Source organism: Shewanella sp. NKUCC06_TVS, from assembly GCF_019345515.1.
Taxonomy (GTDB): Bacteria; Pseudomonadota; Gammaproteobacteria; order Enterobacterales; family Shewanellaceae; genus Shewanella; species Shewanella oncorhynchi.
On record NZ_JAHKQX010000004.1, the window covers coordinates 261163 to 278994 of the forward strand.

At 44.8% G+C, this 17832-nt stretch carries 16 protein-coding genes; 4 read left to right on the forward strand and 12 right to left on the reverse strand.

Features of this window, described 5'->3' with window-relative positions:
• Positions 1 to 3: 3 nt before the first annotated feature.
• The 9 genes from mshL to KO531_RS06530 form a co-directional block, all read right to left on the reverse strand.
• Complete coding sequence (gene mshL / locus KO531_RS06490; RefSeq protein WP_219250677.1) at positions 4 to 1680, reverse strand: pilus (MSHA type) biogenesis protein MshL; 1677 nt, start codon at positions 1678 to 1680, stop codon at positions 4 to 6.
• A 14-nt stretch (positions 1681 to 1694) separates the two neighbouring features.
• Positions 1695 to 2015, reverse strand: coding sequence for an MSHA biogenesis protein MshK (locus KO531_RS06495; RefSeq protein WP_105251271.1), 321 nt, complete (start codon positions 2013 to 2015; stop codon positions 1695 to 1697).
• Positions 2002 to 2652, reverse strand: coding sequence for an MSHA biogenesis protein MshJ (locus KO531_RS06500; RefSeq protein WP_219250678.1), 651 nt, complete (start codon positions 2650 to 2652; stop codon positions 2002 to 2004). Before KO531_RS06500 ends, KO531_RS06495 begins: the two co-directional genes overlap by 14 nt.
• On the reverse strand, positions 2649 to 3251 hold the full coding sequence (locus KO531_RS06505; RefSeq protein ID WP_105251269.1) for a fimbrial assembly protein: 603 nt from the start codon (positions 3249 to 3251) through the stop codon (positions 2649 to 2651). Before KO531_RS06505 ends, KO531_RS06500 begins: the two co-directional genes overlap by 4 nt.
• Positions 3248 to 4126 carry an MSHA biogenesis protein MshI gene (locus KO531_RS06510; protein WP_105251268.1) on the reverse strand — a complete coding sequence of 293 codons (879 nt, stop codon included), beginning with the start codon at positions 4124 to 4126 and terminating at the stop codon, positions 3248 to 3250. Before KO531_RS06510 ends, KO531_RS06505 begins: the two co-directional genes overlap by 4 nt.
• A gap of 245 nt (positions 4127 to 4371) precedes the next feature.
• Entirely contained in the window at positions 4372 to 6315 is a 1944-nt protein-coding gene (gene csrD, locus KO531_RS06515) for an RNase E specificity factor CsrD (protein ID WP_219250679.1), read from the reverse strand.
• A gap of 186 nt (positions 6316 to 6501) precedes the next feature.
• Positions 6502 to 7746 (reverse strand): malic enzyme-like NAD(P)-binding protein, encoded by a 1245-nt coding sequence (locus KO531_RS06520; RefSeq protein ID WP_219250680.1) that lies wholly within the window; start codon positions 7744 to 7746, stop codon positions 6502 to 6504.
• A 522-nt stretch (positions 7747 to 8268) separates the two neighbouring features.
• On the reverse strand, positions 8269 to 8481 hold the full coding sequence (gene rpmE / locus KO531_RS06525; protein ID WP_063883331.1) for a 50S ribosomal protein L31: 213 nt from the start codon (positions 8479 to 8481) through the stop codon (positions 8269 to 8271).
• Between the two features lie 181 nt (positions 8482 to 8662).
• Positions 8663 to 9676: a FimV/HubP family polar landmark protein gene (locus KO531_RS06530; RefSeq protein ID WP_219250681.1), complete on the reverse strand. Its 1014-nt coding sequence runs from the start codon at positions 9674 to 9676 to the stop codon at positions 8663 to 8665.
• Between the two features lie 102 nt (positions 9677 to 9778).
• Here KO531_RS06530 and priA point away from each other — a divergent pair, with 102 nt between their 5' ends.
• The 4 genes from priA to KO531_RS06550 all read left to right on the forward strand — a co-directional run bounded on the left by priA (position 9779) and on the right by KO531_RS06550 (position 15103).
• Complete coding sequence (gene priA, locus KO531_RS06535; protein ID WP_219250682.1) at positions 9779 to 11974, forward strand: primosomal protein N'; 2196 nt, start codon at positions 9779 to 9781, stop codon at positions 11972 to 11974.
• Between the two features lie 123 nt (positions 11975 to 12097).
• Positions 12098 to 13843, forward strand: a complete 1746-nt coding sequence (argS, locus tag KO531_RS06540) for an arginine--tRNA ligase (RefSeq protein WP_105251263.1) — start codon at positions 12098 to 12100, stop codon at positions 13841 to 13843.
• A gap of 3 nt (positions 13844 to 13846) precedes the next feature.
• The gene (locus tag KO531_RS06545) at positions 13847 to 14563 is read left to right on the forward strand and encodes an SPOR domain-containing protein (RefSeq protein WP_219250683.1); all 717 of its coding nucleotides are present in this window, start codon (positions 13847 to 13849) and stop codon (positions 14561 to 14563) included.
• Between the two features lie 315 nt (positions 14564 to 14878).
• Positions 14879 to 15103 carry a hypothetical protein gene (locus tag KO531_RS06550; RefSeq protein ID WP_006083282.1) on the forward strand — a complete coding sequence of 75 codons (225 nt, stop codon included), beginning with the start codon at positions 14879 to 14881 and terminating at the stop codon, positions 15101 to 15103.
• A 181-nt stretch (positions 15104 to 15284) separates the two neighbouring features.
• Here the strand turns inward: KO531_RS06550 and KO531_RS06555 are convergent, their stop codons facing one another.
• Genes KO531_RS06555 through KO531_RS06565 form a run of 3 tightly spaced genes read right to left on the reverse strand, consistent with a single transcriptional unit; the run spans position 15285 to position 17641 of the window.
• Entirely contained in the window at positions 15285 to 16223 is a 939-nt protein-coding gene (locus KO531_RS06555) for a stomatin-like protein (protein ID WP_219250684.1), read from the reverse strand.
• Positions 16223 to 17158, reverse strand: coding sequence for a slipin family protein (locus tag KO531_RS06560; protein WP_219250685.1), 936 nt, complete (start codon positions 17156 to 17158; stop codon positions 16223 to 16225). Before KO531_RS06560 ends, KO531_RS06555 begins: the two co-directional genes overlap by 1 nt.
• Before the next feature lie 12 nt (positions 17159 to 17170).
• A complete protein-coding gene (locus KO531_RS06565; RefSeq protein ID WP_219250686.1) occupies positions 17171 to 17641 on the reverse strand; it encodes an NfeD family protein in 471 nt (156 codons plus the stop codon).
• Between the last annotated feature and the right edge of the window lie 191 nt (positions 17642 to 17832).

Consider the following 17832-nt stretch of genomic DNA (forward strand, 5'->3'; position numbering starts at 1 on the left):
AGCTTACTTTGTCTCCGGATACCAACGATCTAATAAGGTCTTAGAACGTTGTAGCTCAGTTTTCCAGGTATCAACGCCCACTACCGTAGGTTTTAACAGAATAATAAGCTCAGTTTTCTTCTTCTGCTTACTACGGTTTTTAAACAATTCACCGAGGAAAGGAATATCACCCAACAAAGGCACTTGCGATACCACTTCAATGTTTTCACTCTTCATCAAGCCACCGATGATGACTACGTCACCGGAGGCGGCGCGGATGACAGTATCAGACTCACGAATTTCACTCTGCGCTAAAGGTAGCTCCAACGAAGCGTCACTCACTTTGATGTCTTTAGTCTGCTCTTTCACATCGATAACGGATGGATGCACGTGCAATAACACATTGCCGTCACTATCAATTTGCGGCGTAACGTCTAAGGCAATGCCCGAGAAAAATGGCGTAAGCTCTACTTGTGGAGTGGTCACAGGCGTTGTACCCGCAACTGTGGTCGATGAAACGTCGGTGACAAAGTACTCATCAGTACCGACTTTGATCACCGCTTTTTGGTTATTCGATGCAGTCACCCTTGGGCTAGACAATACATCCACATCGCCTTGGGTATCTAACAGATTGATCATGGTCGTAAAGTCAGAACCTTTAATACTCAGCGAGGTCACACCACCAATCGCCGAGGTGATTTTATCGTTTAAACCAGGGCCCGCTGATGTTCCAAAATTCACATTCGTATTGCCAACATGTCCCAGCACATTATCCCATTGGATACCTTGCTGATAACCATCGGATAATGTGACTTCGAGGATCTTCGCTTCTAAAATCACTTGGCGTTGCAAATGACTTTCTGCGGAATTTAAGAAAGTACGCACTTGGCGTAATTCACTAGGAAAAGCACGAATGGTCACTAAACCCGCCTGCGGCGTAACCACCACTTGCCGCCCATTTCCTGTGTCACCAATAATCGCTGTCAGCGTTTCTTTCAGCTCGCCCCAAAAATCAGTCTTAGTGCGCGAGCGAATAAATGTTCCGTTGCTACTATCGCTACCGCCATTACTGCTCGAGTTATTGCCATTACTGCTGTTCGAATTATTGTTATTATTCGAGCCGCTATTGTTTGAATTGTTATTGTTCGAATTACTATTGGAATTATTGCTATCCGAAATCCGTCCTGAACTCACTGACGTCACAGATAAGCCGTCGCGCTCCATATAAAGATAATTCAGCGGGAAAGTCTCAGTACGCATTCCAGCAGGGAAGACTCTTAGAATACGCCCTTCACGGCTCACTTCGTAACCGTAGATATCTTCAACCACTTGAATCGCTTCGCTTAAGGTTACACCTTTAAGGGATAGCGAAATCGTACCTTGCACGTCAGGATGTACGGCAACACTCAGCGGCGTACCTTGGACTAAGCTTGGAAAAAATACTTTAGCATCCACATCATGGGCAGAGACATCGAAACGACGCTCAGTTTCCAGCGCAGGGGTTAAGCCTGACAGTAAAGCGCCCGAATTCAATTCTCGCTGAACCGCATCCGGCATAGTCGCAGGCGGTGGCGTAGTTGATGCCGTCGCCATTGAGGCCGCTAATTCCGCCTTACTCGCCTCCGGCTGTGGCCTATTTGTGGTCTGACACGCCACAAGGCAAAGTGAGAGCAGAGGTGTAAAGTATTTAATCGCTTTCATCTGAGGTGTATTCCCTATCTCTCTGTTATTGCTTGAAACAATGTCAATTTCCGTCCATCGGACAGCGATACATAAGTGGGGGTAATTTTAACGATACTCAGCCCCTGAACGCTGTCGCCAACAGACAATATCTTGTTATTTATCACAGCATAAGCCGTGTTTCCTGAGCTTACTATGCTGTTAAGTACAAGCGCCTGATCCTGCGTTTGACTCGCATGACCCTGCACAGCAAAGCCTTTACCGGGCAAAGTCGGGTCGCGCAGCGATTCAGCAGACACCATAGGGCTACTAACCAATAACAACACACTGATAATATAAGACTTATTTAGAAACACTGATAAAGTCCTTATTAATACTCAAGGTATAAAGTTCAATCTCAATGGTCGCTTTTGGATATTCTGCAACTTTATAGTCGAGACGCTTCCAATAAAGTTTATCTGGCATGGCCTCAACGGCTTCAACAAAGCGCAACACAGAAAAATAATCGCCCTCAAGACTCAAGCGAATACCATGGCTATATAGATTGAGTTTTTTCTCTTCACCCACAGGTAATAAAGGGATGGGCGCTATCGACATAAACTTAATTAATTTAATCCCTTGCACTTGTCCTAGTAAATTACCCAGCAACTGCGGCATATAGTCTGCCGGCACCATATCCACCATCTGCTCATCGAGCTGGGCATCTAGGGCTTGATTTTGTTGCTGCAACAACACTAAACGCTGTTGGTAATCTTGATTGGGATCTAACGCTAAACGTTGCTGATACAAGTCAATCTGCTGAGCCGAAATCGCGTTTTCCTGATCTAAGGCTTTTAGCTGTTGTGAAACAGCCACATGGGTTTTCCACAGGGACTCTAAGGGTAAATAACTCAGCATGCCGACCACGGCCAGAATGGCGACTGAGATCAACACTCGCTCACGGCGACTTAGCGCATCAAACTGTTGTCCTAATTGGGCTAACTTTTGCATCATTGCGCGGCTTCCTCCTTGTTATCGCTTTTCAAGGTAAAGGCCAAAGGTTTATCTTCACCGCGATCCATGCTCATCGACGAGAAAGCTTGCCCCTTTAAAGTCTGCGTAGTTTTGAGTTTGCCAATCCACTGCGGAATGCTTTGAGGATGGTCGGCAAAACCTTCGAACATAAAATCTTGCTCATTAATGACGATATGACTAAGCCAAACACTCGCATCCGACACGACGGCTAAATCTTTAAGAACTGGCGCAAAACCACGGCTAGTTAAAGAAGTCCTAAGACTCAATTCTCCCATGAGTAATTGCTTCAGCTCTAACTGTTGTGCCGCTAAATCGACTCGCGCAACAAGATCGGCATCGGGTTTACGCGCAGCAATTTGTGCTTCTAATGCCTGTTTTTGGGTATCGAATTGCTGCTTTTGTTGGGCAGCCAACTGCTGGGCCTGTTGTAACTCACTGACTTGCCAGTAGCTATAACCACCTAAAACAGCAAATAAGATCGCAAAAACCAAGGCGTAAGCACTTAAACGCGCAAAGGTTAATCTTTGCTTCGGGGGCAATAATGAAGGAGTGTAAAGATTGACTCGGTATTTAATCACTCTGTACCTCGATAAAATTCAGCAAAGGCTAATCCCGCCATTCGCGCGCCAACACAGCTTTTATCAATGACATTCACAGCTTGATTGAAGTTTGCCGAGACTAACTTAGCTAAAGTATCCACGGCACCATCGGCGAGGAGTTCGATAGAAGATACCGGAGCCTGTCTCAATTGACTTTCAAAATAATCCATAGAGCGCTGAATTTCTAAGCTTAAATTGTCTGCCATGCCATAACTTAACTCATCCGCTTGAGTCTTATCCAATTGAGTAAATCCGCGTACGCGACGCTGCATATACAGCTGACCTTGCTTAACCACAGTCAGTAGCAATTCTTGACCGGGATTATGGCTTACCACCAGACGCGCTTGGTTGTCATCATTAAATAAGTTAGTCACGGCTAACTCTTCGATACTAATACCGAAAAGTTGTAAATCTTGTTCATGAATGGCCTGCACCATACTCACTAGCTTAGCTTTATCCACCACCACAACATTGATTTTATTACTCGGAATGGGTGACTCAAAGTAATCCAAATGGATTTGCGGTACAGGTAGCGTGACCATGTCTTTAATTGACCACAGCAAAGCTTGGGATAACTCGACAGTATCGACATTCGGTTTATCGGTCAGCAGTAATTGATAAAGGCCGGAAGCCAAAATCAGCTGTAACTGTGCATTGGGAAAGGATTTAGCCACAGCAGCAAACGCCAATGACCAGTGCTCATCTTTCAGCTCAAAGGGTAACCACTGCTCAGCATTTTCTTTTTGGGCAGGTGCGTAAACCCATAATTTATCGGCGCAGACATAGACACCAAGGCTAGTCGGTTCTGTTCTCTTCTGCCAAAAGGCTAATCGACCTATAAGACTTTTTTCCATAAAGATGCCTATAACCAACTGAATTTAAAAGCTTGAGTAGTCTCTTTCGCACAAACTTCCTGTCACTCCACTCTCCAGTGCTCCTTGACCTATGACCTGCTCGATACAGAATAAAAACCGCAAACGTCATATTTTTGGCACTGGCTAGTTTAGCCGCAAATGCTCGTATTTTATAGATAAATACGTGAATAATAGGATCTATTTGTCTCTAAGACGACATTAATCACCCAAACACTGAACTTCCCTTACTTAGCCTCTATGGGTTCACTGAAATACATTCCTTGCGCTGCGCCAACACCGAGGATTTGCAGTGTCTGCCACTCTTCAAAGACTTCTACCCCTTCGGCGCAGACTTGTACTTCCGTTCGATATAAACCTCCAATCAAACTGCGGATAAATAATTGGTTTTCTGGTCGTAAATGAATATGACGCACGATAGATCTGTGTAACTTAATTAAATCAAAATGGCATTCGCGAATGTAATAAGTACCGACAACCTGCTGACCCACATGATCGACACATAATCTCGCGCCCATTTTACGGATCATATCTAATTTAGGCTGCAACTTTTCTTGATGTTGAATAACGATATCTTCAGACACTTCGAAAATCAGTCGCGTGGTTAGATGGCGATATTCTAATAGCGTCGTTTTTAGCCATTGAGTGAAGGCTCGGCTCATTAGCGAATCCAAACTCAGATTAATACTGTATATCTGCGGCGCTGATTTCTTAACTGTTTGAGCATTCGATATGCCGTCTGCTAATTCATTCGACAATAATAACAATACCCGCTCAATAATTTGCCGTTCGACCTGTGGCATTAAGCCACATTTATTCGCCATAGGAATAAACAGTGTGGCACGGATTAACGCCCCCTGATTATCCCGAGCCCGCGTAAATATCTCTTTATGGTGCTCATTACCATCTGAATCAATTATCGGCTGGCTAAAGGGGAAAAATCGCCTTTGCACTAATGCGTTTTCTAAAAAGCTTCGCCAACGCACTGAGCCTTTGGCAAATTCTTCATCAATCGCGCCTTTGTCATACATAAACCAATTACTATTCCCCTGTAATTGTGCCGCCCTCAAAGCCATATCGGCTTCTTCAATTAACTGAGCCGCATTATCGCCTGCGGTAAAATAAGCGCATCCGAGGTGGAAAAAGTTATCGCGATTCTCAACATCAGGCAAAGGCTGGCTTAGACATATCTTGAGTAATTTGCTGGCAAATTGATCCGCTTCAATTAAGGAGATTTGCGGCACGACTATGGCAAATTGATTATGGGAGCGACGGGCAAAAATACTATTAGCTTGAGTTTGCAGCAATTGACTTATCGCATTAACAGTCGAGTTTAATAGCTCTTTCGTCACTGCTTCACCTTGGGATTGCTGCAATAAATCCAGATCATCCATTTCTAATAAATAGATCACCCCGTGGGCAAGCATAGCCTGATTATGACTAAGGGCGTCGAGACGATTATTCAAAAAGAGTCGGTTACCAATGCGCGTTTCCGCATCAAGAAAGGTATTAGAACGGATGAACTTGTCGAAACGCCCCCGCTCCTTTTGTGCGTCTTGTAACTCTTCTAACAACTTAGTCAAAGCACGGTTAATCAGCCTTGGTTTACCATTTCCGGGGGTGGCGAGTGCTTGCTCATACTTACCTTGCAGAATCAATCGACTGCGTAAGGCTAATTCTTCAATGCCATCGAGCTGCTGTGAAAACCATAAATAACCAAAACGCACTAAGGCAGCCACGGCTAAGATACCGACCAACAAAATCAGAATTTCATACCAACTGAAAGTGTAATGCTCGAAGGGCTGAGTCAAGGTTAACTGCATACGCAAGCCAGATGTCGGCTCTAGCACATGGTCATACACCATCGCATTTTGCGTAGAAAGGTTGCCTTCATAGGCAAATAACACTTCATCTTTCAAGGTCAACCGAAAATTAACGGCATTGTAAGCAAGCAGCATAGGCGGTAGCCAGGCCTCTAGCTCCCAATCAGGTTGGTGTTGGTACTGATCCACTAACATAGTTTCGAGTTCAGCGACTTTTTGCTGCTGAAATTTATAGGTCAGCTGCACGAAACTCATCATAGCGCTCAGCAAAAATACGAAGGCGATAGCGGCTAATGACATTAACCAAAAGCTGGTTAATTTTGTAGTTAACATTCGGGTGAATTTCATCTATCCGCTATCCTGCAGGATTATTATAATTATTTGTGCGATTTTAACAGAATTTCAACAAAAGTTGTCCGTTGATTATTCAGTAGCATAACCTAAAAGGCAACCAAGACGCTGTGACTTTAATGTCCACTTAAAAACAAAAAAGAGGCTAATTAGCCTCTTTTCGATGTTTTTACCACTTTTAGCCTAGTCGGCGTATTTAGGTAAAGTGGTGATTGCAGCCACACCAGAGTCGATAGCCGCTTGTGCAACAGCACGGGCGACATTTGGCAATAAACGTGGGTCCATAGGTTTTGGCAGCACGTATTCTGGGCCAAAACTCAACGACGTCACATTAGGGTAAGCCTTCAATACACTCGCGGGTACAGGCTCTTTTGCCAGTGATGCAATTGCATGAACTGCCGCAATTTTCATCTCATCATTAATGCAAGACGCACGCACATCCAATGCACCACGGAAAATAAATGGGAAACACAATACGTTATTCACTTGGTTTGGATAGTCGCTACGACCCGTACCCATGATCAAATCACTACGCGTTGCATGAGCAAGTGCAGGTTTGATTTCAGGATCTGGGTTAGAACACGCAAAAATCACTGGCTTATCGGCCATCAGCGCGACTTCTTCTGCACCAATGACGTCAGGACCTGATAGACCTAAAAATACGTCTGCGCCTTTAATAACATCAAGAAGCGTGCGTTTATCAGTATCATTCGCAAATAGTGCTTTATATTCATTAAGATCTGTACGGCCAGAATGAATAACACCTTTAGTGTCTAGCATGTAAATGTTGGCGCGATTCGCACCGCATTTTACCAGCATAGTCATACAAGCGATGGCAGCAGCCCCCGCGCCCATACACACAAAAGTCGCGTCGCTTATCAACTTGCCTTGAATTTCCAGCGCATTGATCATACCCGCCGCAGTCACGATTGCGGTGCCGTGTTGATCGTCATGGAATACTGGCACTTTACAACGAGCAATCAATTCACGTTCGATAACAAAGCATTCGGGCGCTTTAATATCTTCAAGATTGATACCACCAAAGGTGTCAGCAATCGCAGCAACAGTATTGATAAATTCCTCAGGCGTATTATGCGTAATCTCAATATCTGTCGAATCGATATTCGCAAAATGCTTGAACAATAATGCTTTACCTTCCATTACAGGTTTAGAAGCCAAAGGGCCCAAATTCCCTAAACCTAAGATAGCCGTACCATTGGTAATCACGGCAACCGTATTACCTTTATTGGTATAACGATACGCATTGTCAGGATCTGCAGCGATTTCGCGTACTGGCTCAGCCACACCAGGGCTATAAGCTAGGGCGAGATCGTGACTCGTTTCGGCGGGTTTGGTAAGGCAAACTGCGGTTTTGCCTGGTATGGGAAATTCATGATAATCGAGTGCTTGTTGACGAATATCTGACATTTTAAAATCCTGAAATGCGACATTTATAATTTATGAGAGTAAGACCTACCAACACACATCTAGTATCACCAAAGGGTGATGTTAATAGTCTGGCTGGTCGGGGTAAGATACGCCAATAAGGGGAATTTATAAATAAGAGATTCATAAATTTCACTTTAGCCGCCAAATAGACCCTCTAAGCTTAGTTTTATAAACTTATCTCCTATAATAAAGCTGCATTTCTTAATATGTTTTGTAGGAAACAAACATATATTTTGTAGTTACTGCGCTAGTTGTAGCGACTTAATCTCAAAAATGTTGGTTAAATTACAATATATGGCAACTAGCATATTTATCTTATAGTTAATTGCTATAAATAAGTCGAATTATACACTTGAACTCTCAATACTGAATAAGTTGACGATTTATTGAGTGAAGTCGTACCAGCTAGATATGTAGAATAAGCGGAATAAAGAAAATTGACGAATAACAAAAAGCAAAAAGGCGCCATAGGCGCCTTTTCTAGAAACAATGCAATCGCAATTATTTCTTTGCAAGCACTGCGAAGCGCTTGTTGAATTTGTCGATACGACCGCCGGTATCAACAACTTTTTGTGTACCAGTGTAGAATGGGTGACAAGCACCACATACGTCTAAATGCAGATCTTTACCAGCAGTAGAGTTTACTTTGATAACGTTACCACAAGTACAGTTTGCAGTGATGATAGCGTATGTTGGGTGGATACCTGGTTTCATTGGGGTTACCTCAAAAGTGTAAGGCCATGTCGCTCTTCCAACCCGTAGTCGGACACCACATGCATGTTAATAACAATATGTTTAGGGCGCAGAATGGTACAGCATACCTACAAGGGATACAAGTAGATTATCTGAGCGTTTGCTGGTTAATCTGTGTCTATTTTGACTTTAGTTAAGCGGCTTATTTTCCCGCTTCTTTAGCCTCAAATACCGCCCGCGCCTCTTTAGCATCAGAATGCTGATCCAAAATCATTTTCGAAGGACAAGATAGCACCGCATTGCTCTTGAGTGCATTGATTCTATTCTTCGAGAAAGCCACTGGATTTGCCTCGTAAATCGCCAACATAGCGCCATATACACTCACATCCCAATCCTTGGCATATCGATTAGCGATACGCCACAACGTCTCGCCAGCAAGATACGTTAACTGGCAATGTTCGGGCGTCTGTGAGGCCGTTTCAGCAATATTCTGTTTTTGCTCATTATTTGCCGTTTTCACTATTTCTGGAACCACAGTTTCAGTTGCAGCGTTTTCAACAGCCCCTTTTTTAACAGCAATCGTCTCAGAGGTTTTAGCGAAGGCGTTTATCTCAGTAGCCGACGTATTCTGTTTATTCGCGGCTTCAGGAAATCTAAAGCCAGTCACCACTTCTACCATTGGTACTTTGGATTGGGTATTTGCAGCAGTAACAACAGTCACTGCGGGCGTTACCTCTTCAAGTGGCTTTGATTCTGCCACCACTTTTACAGGCTTAATGCCCACTTTATCCGTACTTTTGGGGGCGCCCGCTGTGATGGTATTTTTAGTGTCCGAAACCGCTTTTGTCGTTAACGCGGCAGAGGCCGGTTTAGCCGCACCGAATAAATTAATACTTTTGACGTCATACCATCGATCAAGGCGATACTCTCTCACTAAGAGTTTAGCGCTGCTATCCTTCACATCTTCAACGCCAGTGAGTAAAACTAAAAAGCGATTAATCTCCTCAACCATTAACCTTTCTTCGCCGCTAGCTTGCTGCACGACAAACTCTAAGCGCGACATATCTTGATTGTCTGCGATCACATTCACCCTGAGTTTAGGGTAAGCGCCTAATTCAAACATCCGGCTATTAATGCTCACATGGGAGACTTGTGCCATGCTAGGTGCGCTGCACACCAAAGCAAGTAGACCTAATGATTTCACTATATTAGCCATTTATTTACTCTCAACTATCCTTGGTAAACCATCATTAGGGCTAGCCCTAGCCAGCCGCGCTGAGTACACTAAACCACATTCTTGTCTAAGACTTGCCTGCATATGTCATTGTTTGTCGAAGTTGCGTTACCTGTGCCTATGCGGCAAACCTTTAGCTACCGCGTACCCGAATCCTATCCTAGTACACCGCAAATAGGTGTGCGCGTTAAAGTTCCCTTCGGTCGTCAACAATTGATCGGGTTAGTCACTGGTATCACTGAGTCTTGCAGCTTAGCCCCAAAGCAAATTAAGTCTGTGCTCGAGTTTATCGACGATAAACCTTTACTGCCTGAATCACTTTATAAATTAACTCTTTGGGCTGCGAGATACTATTTTTGCAGCCAAGGGCAGATGCTAACCCAAGCATTACCTGTGGCCCTGCGTAAAGGGCTCGATGCCGCGCCACAAAAAATCCAATTCTGGCAATTAACTGAAATAGGCCAAAATATTGCGCCCGAAGCGGTTAAACGCGCACCCGCACAGAAAAAACTACTCGAGTTACTCAAAACCGCCAGCTTAACCCAAGAAGAGGTTATCAGCTTAGACATCAGTAAAGCGGCGCTTAAAGCCCTAGAAGATAAAGGTTGGGTGGCACGCCATGAAAAAATTGCAGAGCTTAACCTCGACTGGCGCACCACACTCGAAATGGACGAAACGCCACATAAACTTAATAAAGAACAAGCCGTCGCCGTTGCCACTTTAAATCTGCAACAAGGATATCACTGTACTTTATTAGAAGGCATTACCGGTTCGGGTAAAACGGAAGTCTATCTTGCTGTACTCGAAGAAATCCTCAAGCAAGGCAAACAAGCGTTAATTTTAGTGCCTGAAATCGGCTTAACCCCCCAGACAATCAATCGCTTTAAGCGCCGTTTCAAAGTCAATGTTGCCATTTTGCATTCAGGGTTAACCGACAATCAGAGACTCGAAGCATGGCGTCAAGCCCGCTGTGGTCAGGCTGCAATCATTATCGGCACCCGCTCAGCATTGTTCACACCTATGGCGTATCCCGGCATCATCATACTCGATGAAGAACACGACAATAGTTTCAAACAACAGGAAGGCGTTGGTTATCATGCCCGCGACTTGGCAGTCATGCGTGGCCATTTAGAAGCGATTCCGGTGATTTTGGGCACAGCGACACCCTCACTCGAAAGTCTACAAAATGCCTTAAGCGGCCGTTACCATCATTTACAATTGGGTGAACGCGCAGGTGCGGCTAAAAAAGTGCGCCAAGGCATTATCGACATTAAAAATATGCCGCTGAAAGCCGGTATGTCAGTGCCGTTACTGAACGAAATCCGCTTGCATTTAGACGCAGGCAACCAAGTCTTGTTGTTTCTCAATCGCCGCGGCTTCGCACCAGCCCTGCTTTGCCACGAGTGTGGGCACTTACACGAATGCGACCGCTGCGACGCGTTTTTCACAGTACATCAATCCCTTGGCGAAATTTGCTGTCACCATTGTGGCAATCAATACGCTATCCCCAAGCAGTGTCACAAATGTGGCAGTACTATGTTGATGGGCCAAGGCATAGGCACAGAACAGCTCGCCGAAGCGCTGCAACAAGAGTTTCCTAAACATCCAGTAGTGCGCATCGACCGTGATACGACCCGCCTTAAAGGTTCATTAGAAACCCACTTAAATGCGATTCATAAGGGGGAATATAAAATCCTCGTCGGCACGCAAATGCTAGCTAAGGGCCACCACTTCCCTGATGTGACGCTTGTTGGGTTACTCGATGTCGATGGCGCTTTATTTAGCGCCGACTTCCGCGCGCCCGAACGTTTTGGACAACTCTATACCCAAGTTGCAGGTCGCGCAGGGCGCGCCAGTAAACCCGGCACGGTATTATTGCAAACTCACCAGAGCGACAATCCCATTTTGCGGGATTTGCTGCACCGCGGTTATGGCGAGTTTGCTCGCAGCCAGCTCAAAGAACGTCAACAAGCACTGCTGCCGCCAGCATGGCACATGGTGTTGGTGCGCGCCGAAGCACATTTAGCCAGTGATGCCGATAACTTTCTCAACGCCTTTGCCGCGCTTTTGCCCCAAGATAAAGAATTTGAGGTGATTGGTCCTATGCCAGCGCCCTTAGATAAAAAAGCCGGCAAGTTCCGCCGCCAACTCTTATTCCAAGCTAAAAACCGCAATCGCTTACAACAAGAGTTTGAACGTATTCATCCGCTTGTAGAACAACTTATCGAAGCTAAACGCTGCCGATGGAGCTTAGACAGAGATCCACAGGATCTCCTCTGAGTCGAGTATTTGACAATCATTTGATAAAAAATCATCGGGAAGATAGCAATTGTTAACCACAAACGGCTAAAATATGCGGTTATTCCCTGTATTCACTCTTAAAGTTAGTGCCGATTAGAACCCATGAAATCACATATCCAATCATTACTTGAACAAACTCTAGAATCCTTTAAACAACAAGGTATTGTGCCTGCTGACTTTGAAGCACGCATTCAGGTAGATCGAACCAAGGATAAGAGTCATGGCGACTTGGCAACCAACTTAGCCATGATGCTGACCAAGGTCGCAGGCAAGAATCCACGCGAATTAGCCCAACTGATCATAGATACCTTACCGGCTTCGGCTTTTGTGGCTAAGGTTGAAATTGCAGGCCCAGGCTTTATCAACTTTTTCATCAACGACAGCGCCTTAGCAGATCAACTGCAAAATGCCGTCAACGATGAGCATTTAGGCATTAAGTTACCGACACCACAAACCGTTGTTGTCGATTACTCTTCACCCAACCTCGCCAAAGAAATGCATGTAGGCCATCTACGTTCAACCATCATTGGTGACAGTGTTGTGCGTGCGTTAGAATTTTTAGGCCACAAGGTTATTCGTCAAAACCATGTGGGCGACTGGGGCACACAATTTGGTATGTTGCTGGCCTATATGGAAGAGCTGCGCGCCAAAAATGGTGAAGAAGCTCAACTTGAACTGTCTGATTTAGAAAACTTTTATCGTGCCGCTAAACTGCGTTTCGACGAATCAGCAGAATTCGCCACCCGCGCTCGTCAGTTAGTGGTTGAACTGCAATCTGGCGACGAGTATTGCAACAAACTGTGGCGCGAATTTAACGATATTTCGTTAAGCCACTGCCATGAAGTCTACGCCCGTTTAGGTGTGAGCCTGACCCGCGCCGATGTACACGGTGAAAGTGCTTATAACGCCGATCTCGAGCAAGTGGTTAAAGATTTAGATGCCCAAGGTTTATTAACCGAAAGTAACGGCGCTAAAGTCGTATTCCAAGAAGCCTTCCGCAACAAAGAAGGTGAGCCATTGCCTGTTATCATCCAAAAAGCCGATGGCGGCTATTTGTATGCCACCTCAGATCTTGCGGCAATGCGCTACCGCTCGAACGTGTTAAAGGCCGATCGCGTCCTGTATTTTGTTGACCTACGTCAGGCACTGCATTTCCAACAAGTCTTTAGCCTAGCGAAACTGGCTAAGTTTGTCCGTGAAGATATGTCGTTAGAACACTTAGGTTTTGGCACTATGAACGGCGAAGATGGCCGTCCATTCAAAACCCGTAGCGGCGGTGTCGTTAAGTTAGTTGACCTGTTAGAAGAAGCCAATGTGCGCGCGCTAGAACTCGTTCGTAGCAAAAATCCTGATATGGATGAGGCCACGCTGACTGAAATTGCCCGCGTCGTTGGGATCAGCGCCGTTAAATATGCTGACTTGTCGAAAAACCGCACCAGCGATTACATTTTCAGCTTTGAACAAATGCTCAGCTTCGAAGGCAATACCGCACCTTACCTGCTGTACGCTTACACCCGTGTTGCGGGCATATTCAAGCGAGTAACCGATCTGGATCTCAGCCAAGCGAAAATCGTGCTTGAGCATGAAAAAGAGAAAGATCTGGGTAATAAGTTGGCACAGTTCGGTGAGATCCTCAATCGTGTTGTCGATAAAGGTCAGCCGCACGTACTGTGTGCTTATTTATATGAATTAGCGGGTGCTTTCTCTAGCTTTTACGAAGCTTGTCCAGTGCTTGCCGCCGATAATGACGCGCAAAAGAACAGCCGTTTATTACTCGCGCAACTGACGGCTCGTACGTTACAAAAAGGCCTAAATCTACTCGGTATTGAAACCTTAGAGCGGATGTAAGCCATGAGTAATCGCGATTATGCCAATAGAAGGCCGCAGTCGGGCGCTAAACCGCGCCCAATCCGCGCGACTCGCCCAACTCGAGCAAAGCCTTCACAATCTAAATCGGCGCCGCGTAAGAAGCTGCCGCTGACCTTGATAGGCTTTGTCATACTCGCTGTGGGTTGTTTCGTCTATTTCCTGTCAAGCATTAAAGATAATGCTAAGCAAGAAGTGAAGCCGATACCCGCTCCAGCCAAGAAAACGGAAGTACAAGTTAAGCCTCAAGAAACAGCAGTGCTTACTCCTAAGGTCAAAGAACCTGAACGCCAAGCGGTCATTATCCCAGTAGAGACAACTGAAACTGCTGAGCTTATTGTTCCGCCAAAGAAGGATCCTAATGCTCTGCCACCACAACCAAAGGAAGAATGGACCTATCTCAACGAGCTTGAAAATAAGCATGTTGAGGTCGATATTCCCGATATTGTTGCGAGCAGAACACCGATGCAATATCAGTTGCAGTGTGCTTCTTTCCGCCAAGAATCACAGGCGAACGAGATGAAAGCCGTCATCGCTTTCCAAGGTTTAGAGGCGCAAGTGAGACAAGTCGAAGGTACGACTGGCGTATGGTACAAGGTTGCTTTAGGACCCTTCGAGCGTAAACGTGATGCAGAGCGTAAACGTCATACACTGCAAAAAGCGGGGATTAATGGTTGCCAGATTCTGGCGATTCCTAAATAAGGCTTTAGCCTACTCCTGATAGACTATTAAGAATAAATAGCGGCCAGCGTTTTATCGCTCGTCGCTATTTTTTTGTCCGTATCACATGACTCACTTATTGATTCTGCCAGCCCATAAAAAGTCAGTTTTAAACAACAACTCATTTCAAATTTGCTGATCTACTAAATTTATAACCCATTATTTGTAAACAACAAAATTCTTTATTAAGAAAGATTAATATGCAGTTTAATTGACCTAGATCAAACTTAGGCGTATCTCTTAATTAACAGCAAAACCGCTGTATCTGTGTCAAATCCAACCTCAGGGTGAAGTATTATGAATGCATTAATCGAGATAGAAGCCACCGAATTCAGCCAACTGTTCAAGAGTGGCGACATGCTGGGAATTAGGATGTTTATGGAACATGTGCGCATGCCGCTGGATGTTCAAGACAAGATTTATGACGAAATTTCTGCGCTTCAGCAATTAGAACAAAACCAAATTGCCAAGCTCATTGAAACCCACGCCCATTCCCAAATTCATGAACGCCTAGCTTATTAGCCTTCCATTCAATGAAAAATTTATCTATGCCCAACTGCAGCTTCTGGCGGTTCATTCAACAGAAGCTGTCTAACCCACTCACTCTCCATCACACAGAATCAAATTTCGGCCAAAAAATAAGGCCAAACACCTAAGTATTTGACCTTAATAATCTAGCTAGTTTCAGATTTTAACCACAGCCTTAGCTCGGTTTTTCTTCCGTTAAGCCTATGCTATTCATCCAGTAATCGAAATCCACCATATTACCCGGCAATACGACTCGACTATTCTTCTGGCTTAAGCCATCGAGCTGTTTAAAGTATTGCTCACCGAGTTGCATCCGCAGGGCATTGTGACCACCCGGCGCGGCAATAACAGAGGCGAGACGTTCAATCGATTCTGCCGTTGCGCGGGAAATGGTTAAAATTTCCTCAGCCTTACCTTCGGCTTCGTTAATCCGGCGCTGCATCTCACCTTCAGAACGGTTTACCGTTTCAGCTTTAACCCCTTCAGAACGGTTAATTTTACTCTGTTTGTCGCCTTCACTCTTAGCCAATAATGCACGGCGCTCACGCTCGGCATTTACTTGCATTTCCATGGCATTTTTAACGGTTTCAGGTGGTGTAATATTTTTAATTTCATAACGATGCACGCGTATTCCCCACAGGGCACCCGCTTGATCTAAGACTTGCACTACCTTGGCTGAAATCACATCACGCTCTTCAAACGTACGATCAAGATCAAGTGTCCCTATGACAGAGCGCGTCGTCGTTTGCGCCAACTGAATTGCTGCATAACGATAATCAGTAATACCATAGCTGGCCTTCACTGGATCAGTCACAGAGATATAAATCACCCCATCCACTTCAACGTTTACTTCGTCGCTCGAGAAACATTCCTGCGGTGGTACGTCAATGGTTTCTTCTTTCAAATCATGAATAAAAGCCACTTTATCCACAAAGGGGATCAAAGTATGAAACCCCGCATCTAACGTACTGTGATACTTACCTAAACGCTCAACAATAAAAGCCGATTTAGTGGGTACTAGGCGGATCGATTGAAATAGTTTAATCACAAAAATGGCAAATATTAGTCCCCAAATTGCCATCACAATCAAATCTGTATCTAATGGAAGATTCATTATCGCGCTCCTTTGCCACTATTATTTTGGCCACTCACAGTCTGAGTGACTTGCTCCATGCCTTCGAAGAAACCTCCGAGTTTCGCCATTTCAGCGGGGACAACAGAGACATGTGCATCATTGAGGATCTTGCCAACTTGAGCGATAAACTGTTCTTTCAATAACATATTCATCGCATCTGTGCCGCCATTGACGGCTAATGCTTGCGAGATCATTGCCATACCTTCGGATTTGGCTTTCGCTATGATAGCAATCTCCTGACCTGTACCTTTGGCTTCATTAATCCGTTTCTGTTTTTGACCTTCTGACAGGTTAATCGCCTCTTGGCGCTCACCTTCAGACATATTGATCATCGCGGCTTTTTCGGCATTCGCTAAGGTAATTTCGGCACGTTTACGGCGTTCAGCTTCCATCTGCTTCTCAAGAGTGTGGATCACATGGCGTGAAGGCGTGATATTACGAATTTCATAGCGCAATACTTTAATTCCCCATGGCTCGGAAGCCTTATCTATTTCACGCACTATTGATTCATTTAAGCTATCACGCTCAGAGAAAGTTTCACTCAAACTCAGCTTACCAATTTCAGATCGCATAGTGGTCTGGGCTAAATTCACCGCTGCTTTACGGTAGTTTTCAATACCATAACTCGCCAATTTGCCATCCATCACTTTTAGGTAGACCAAGCCGTCCACTTCAAGTTGAGTGTTATCTTTGGAGATACAACTCTGTGGCGGCACATCTAATACTTGCTCACGGGTATCGTGACGGTAGGAGACGCGATCGAAAAAAGGGATCAAAAAATGAAATCCAGGGCTTAATACTGCGCGGAATTTGCCAAGACGCTCAATGACATGCACTTCACGCATCGGCACAATTAACATCAACTTATAAAGAATAAAAAAGATAAATAAAATGACTAAGGTAAATACAAACATAGATTCCATCCTTTAGTTTTTGGAAGCTTCTATTGAAATAGGCTCAACGACTAGAGCGATATTTTCACGACAAATAATTCTGACTTCGGTACCCGCCTCAATAATGCTGCCATCGCCAAGCGCTGGCCATTCACTACCTTGAAACTCCACCCGTCCAGGTGTTTGCCCAGGACCTATGGTCTGCTTTACGCGAACAATTTGATTGTATAGTTCGATTGCTTCATCCGTGTTATCCACATGGGAATCACCACCAACGAGCCTCTGAGTGACTTGTCTGAAAGCCAATAACAACACAATGGCAGAGATAAACCACAGGGTCATGCTCTGCACGACACCTTCGACCAGTCCTATGCCTAACGCACCTGCCACGACTAAACAAGCCGCACCCAGCAACACTATTATGCCACCTGGAACCACTATTTCGGCGAGCATGAATACTAGCCCCACCACAGCCCACACTAAAATCGGATTTGAAAACTCCATATTTCCCCCTGAAATGAGAGTGTCCTTTACTGCACTATAACAGCAGAGTTTCGGATAATCGACATAATATGTCAAAATTTACCCAGTCAAAACGCACACTCAATCACCTATGACTTAATCCTCATTCTCCCATATCCGCCCACGAAAGCCGTTAGGTTGTTTTAAAATTAAGCATAATCAATTCAAAAAGA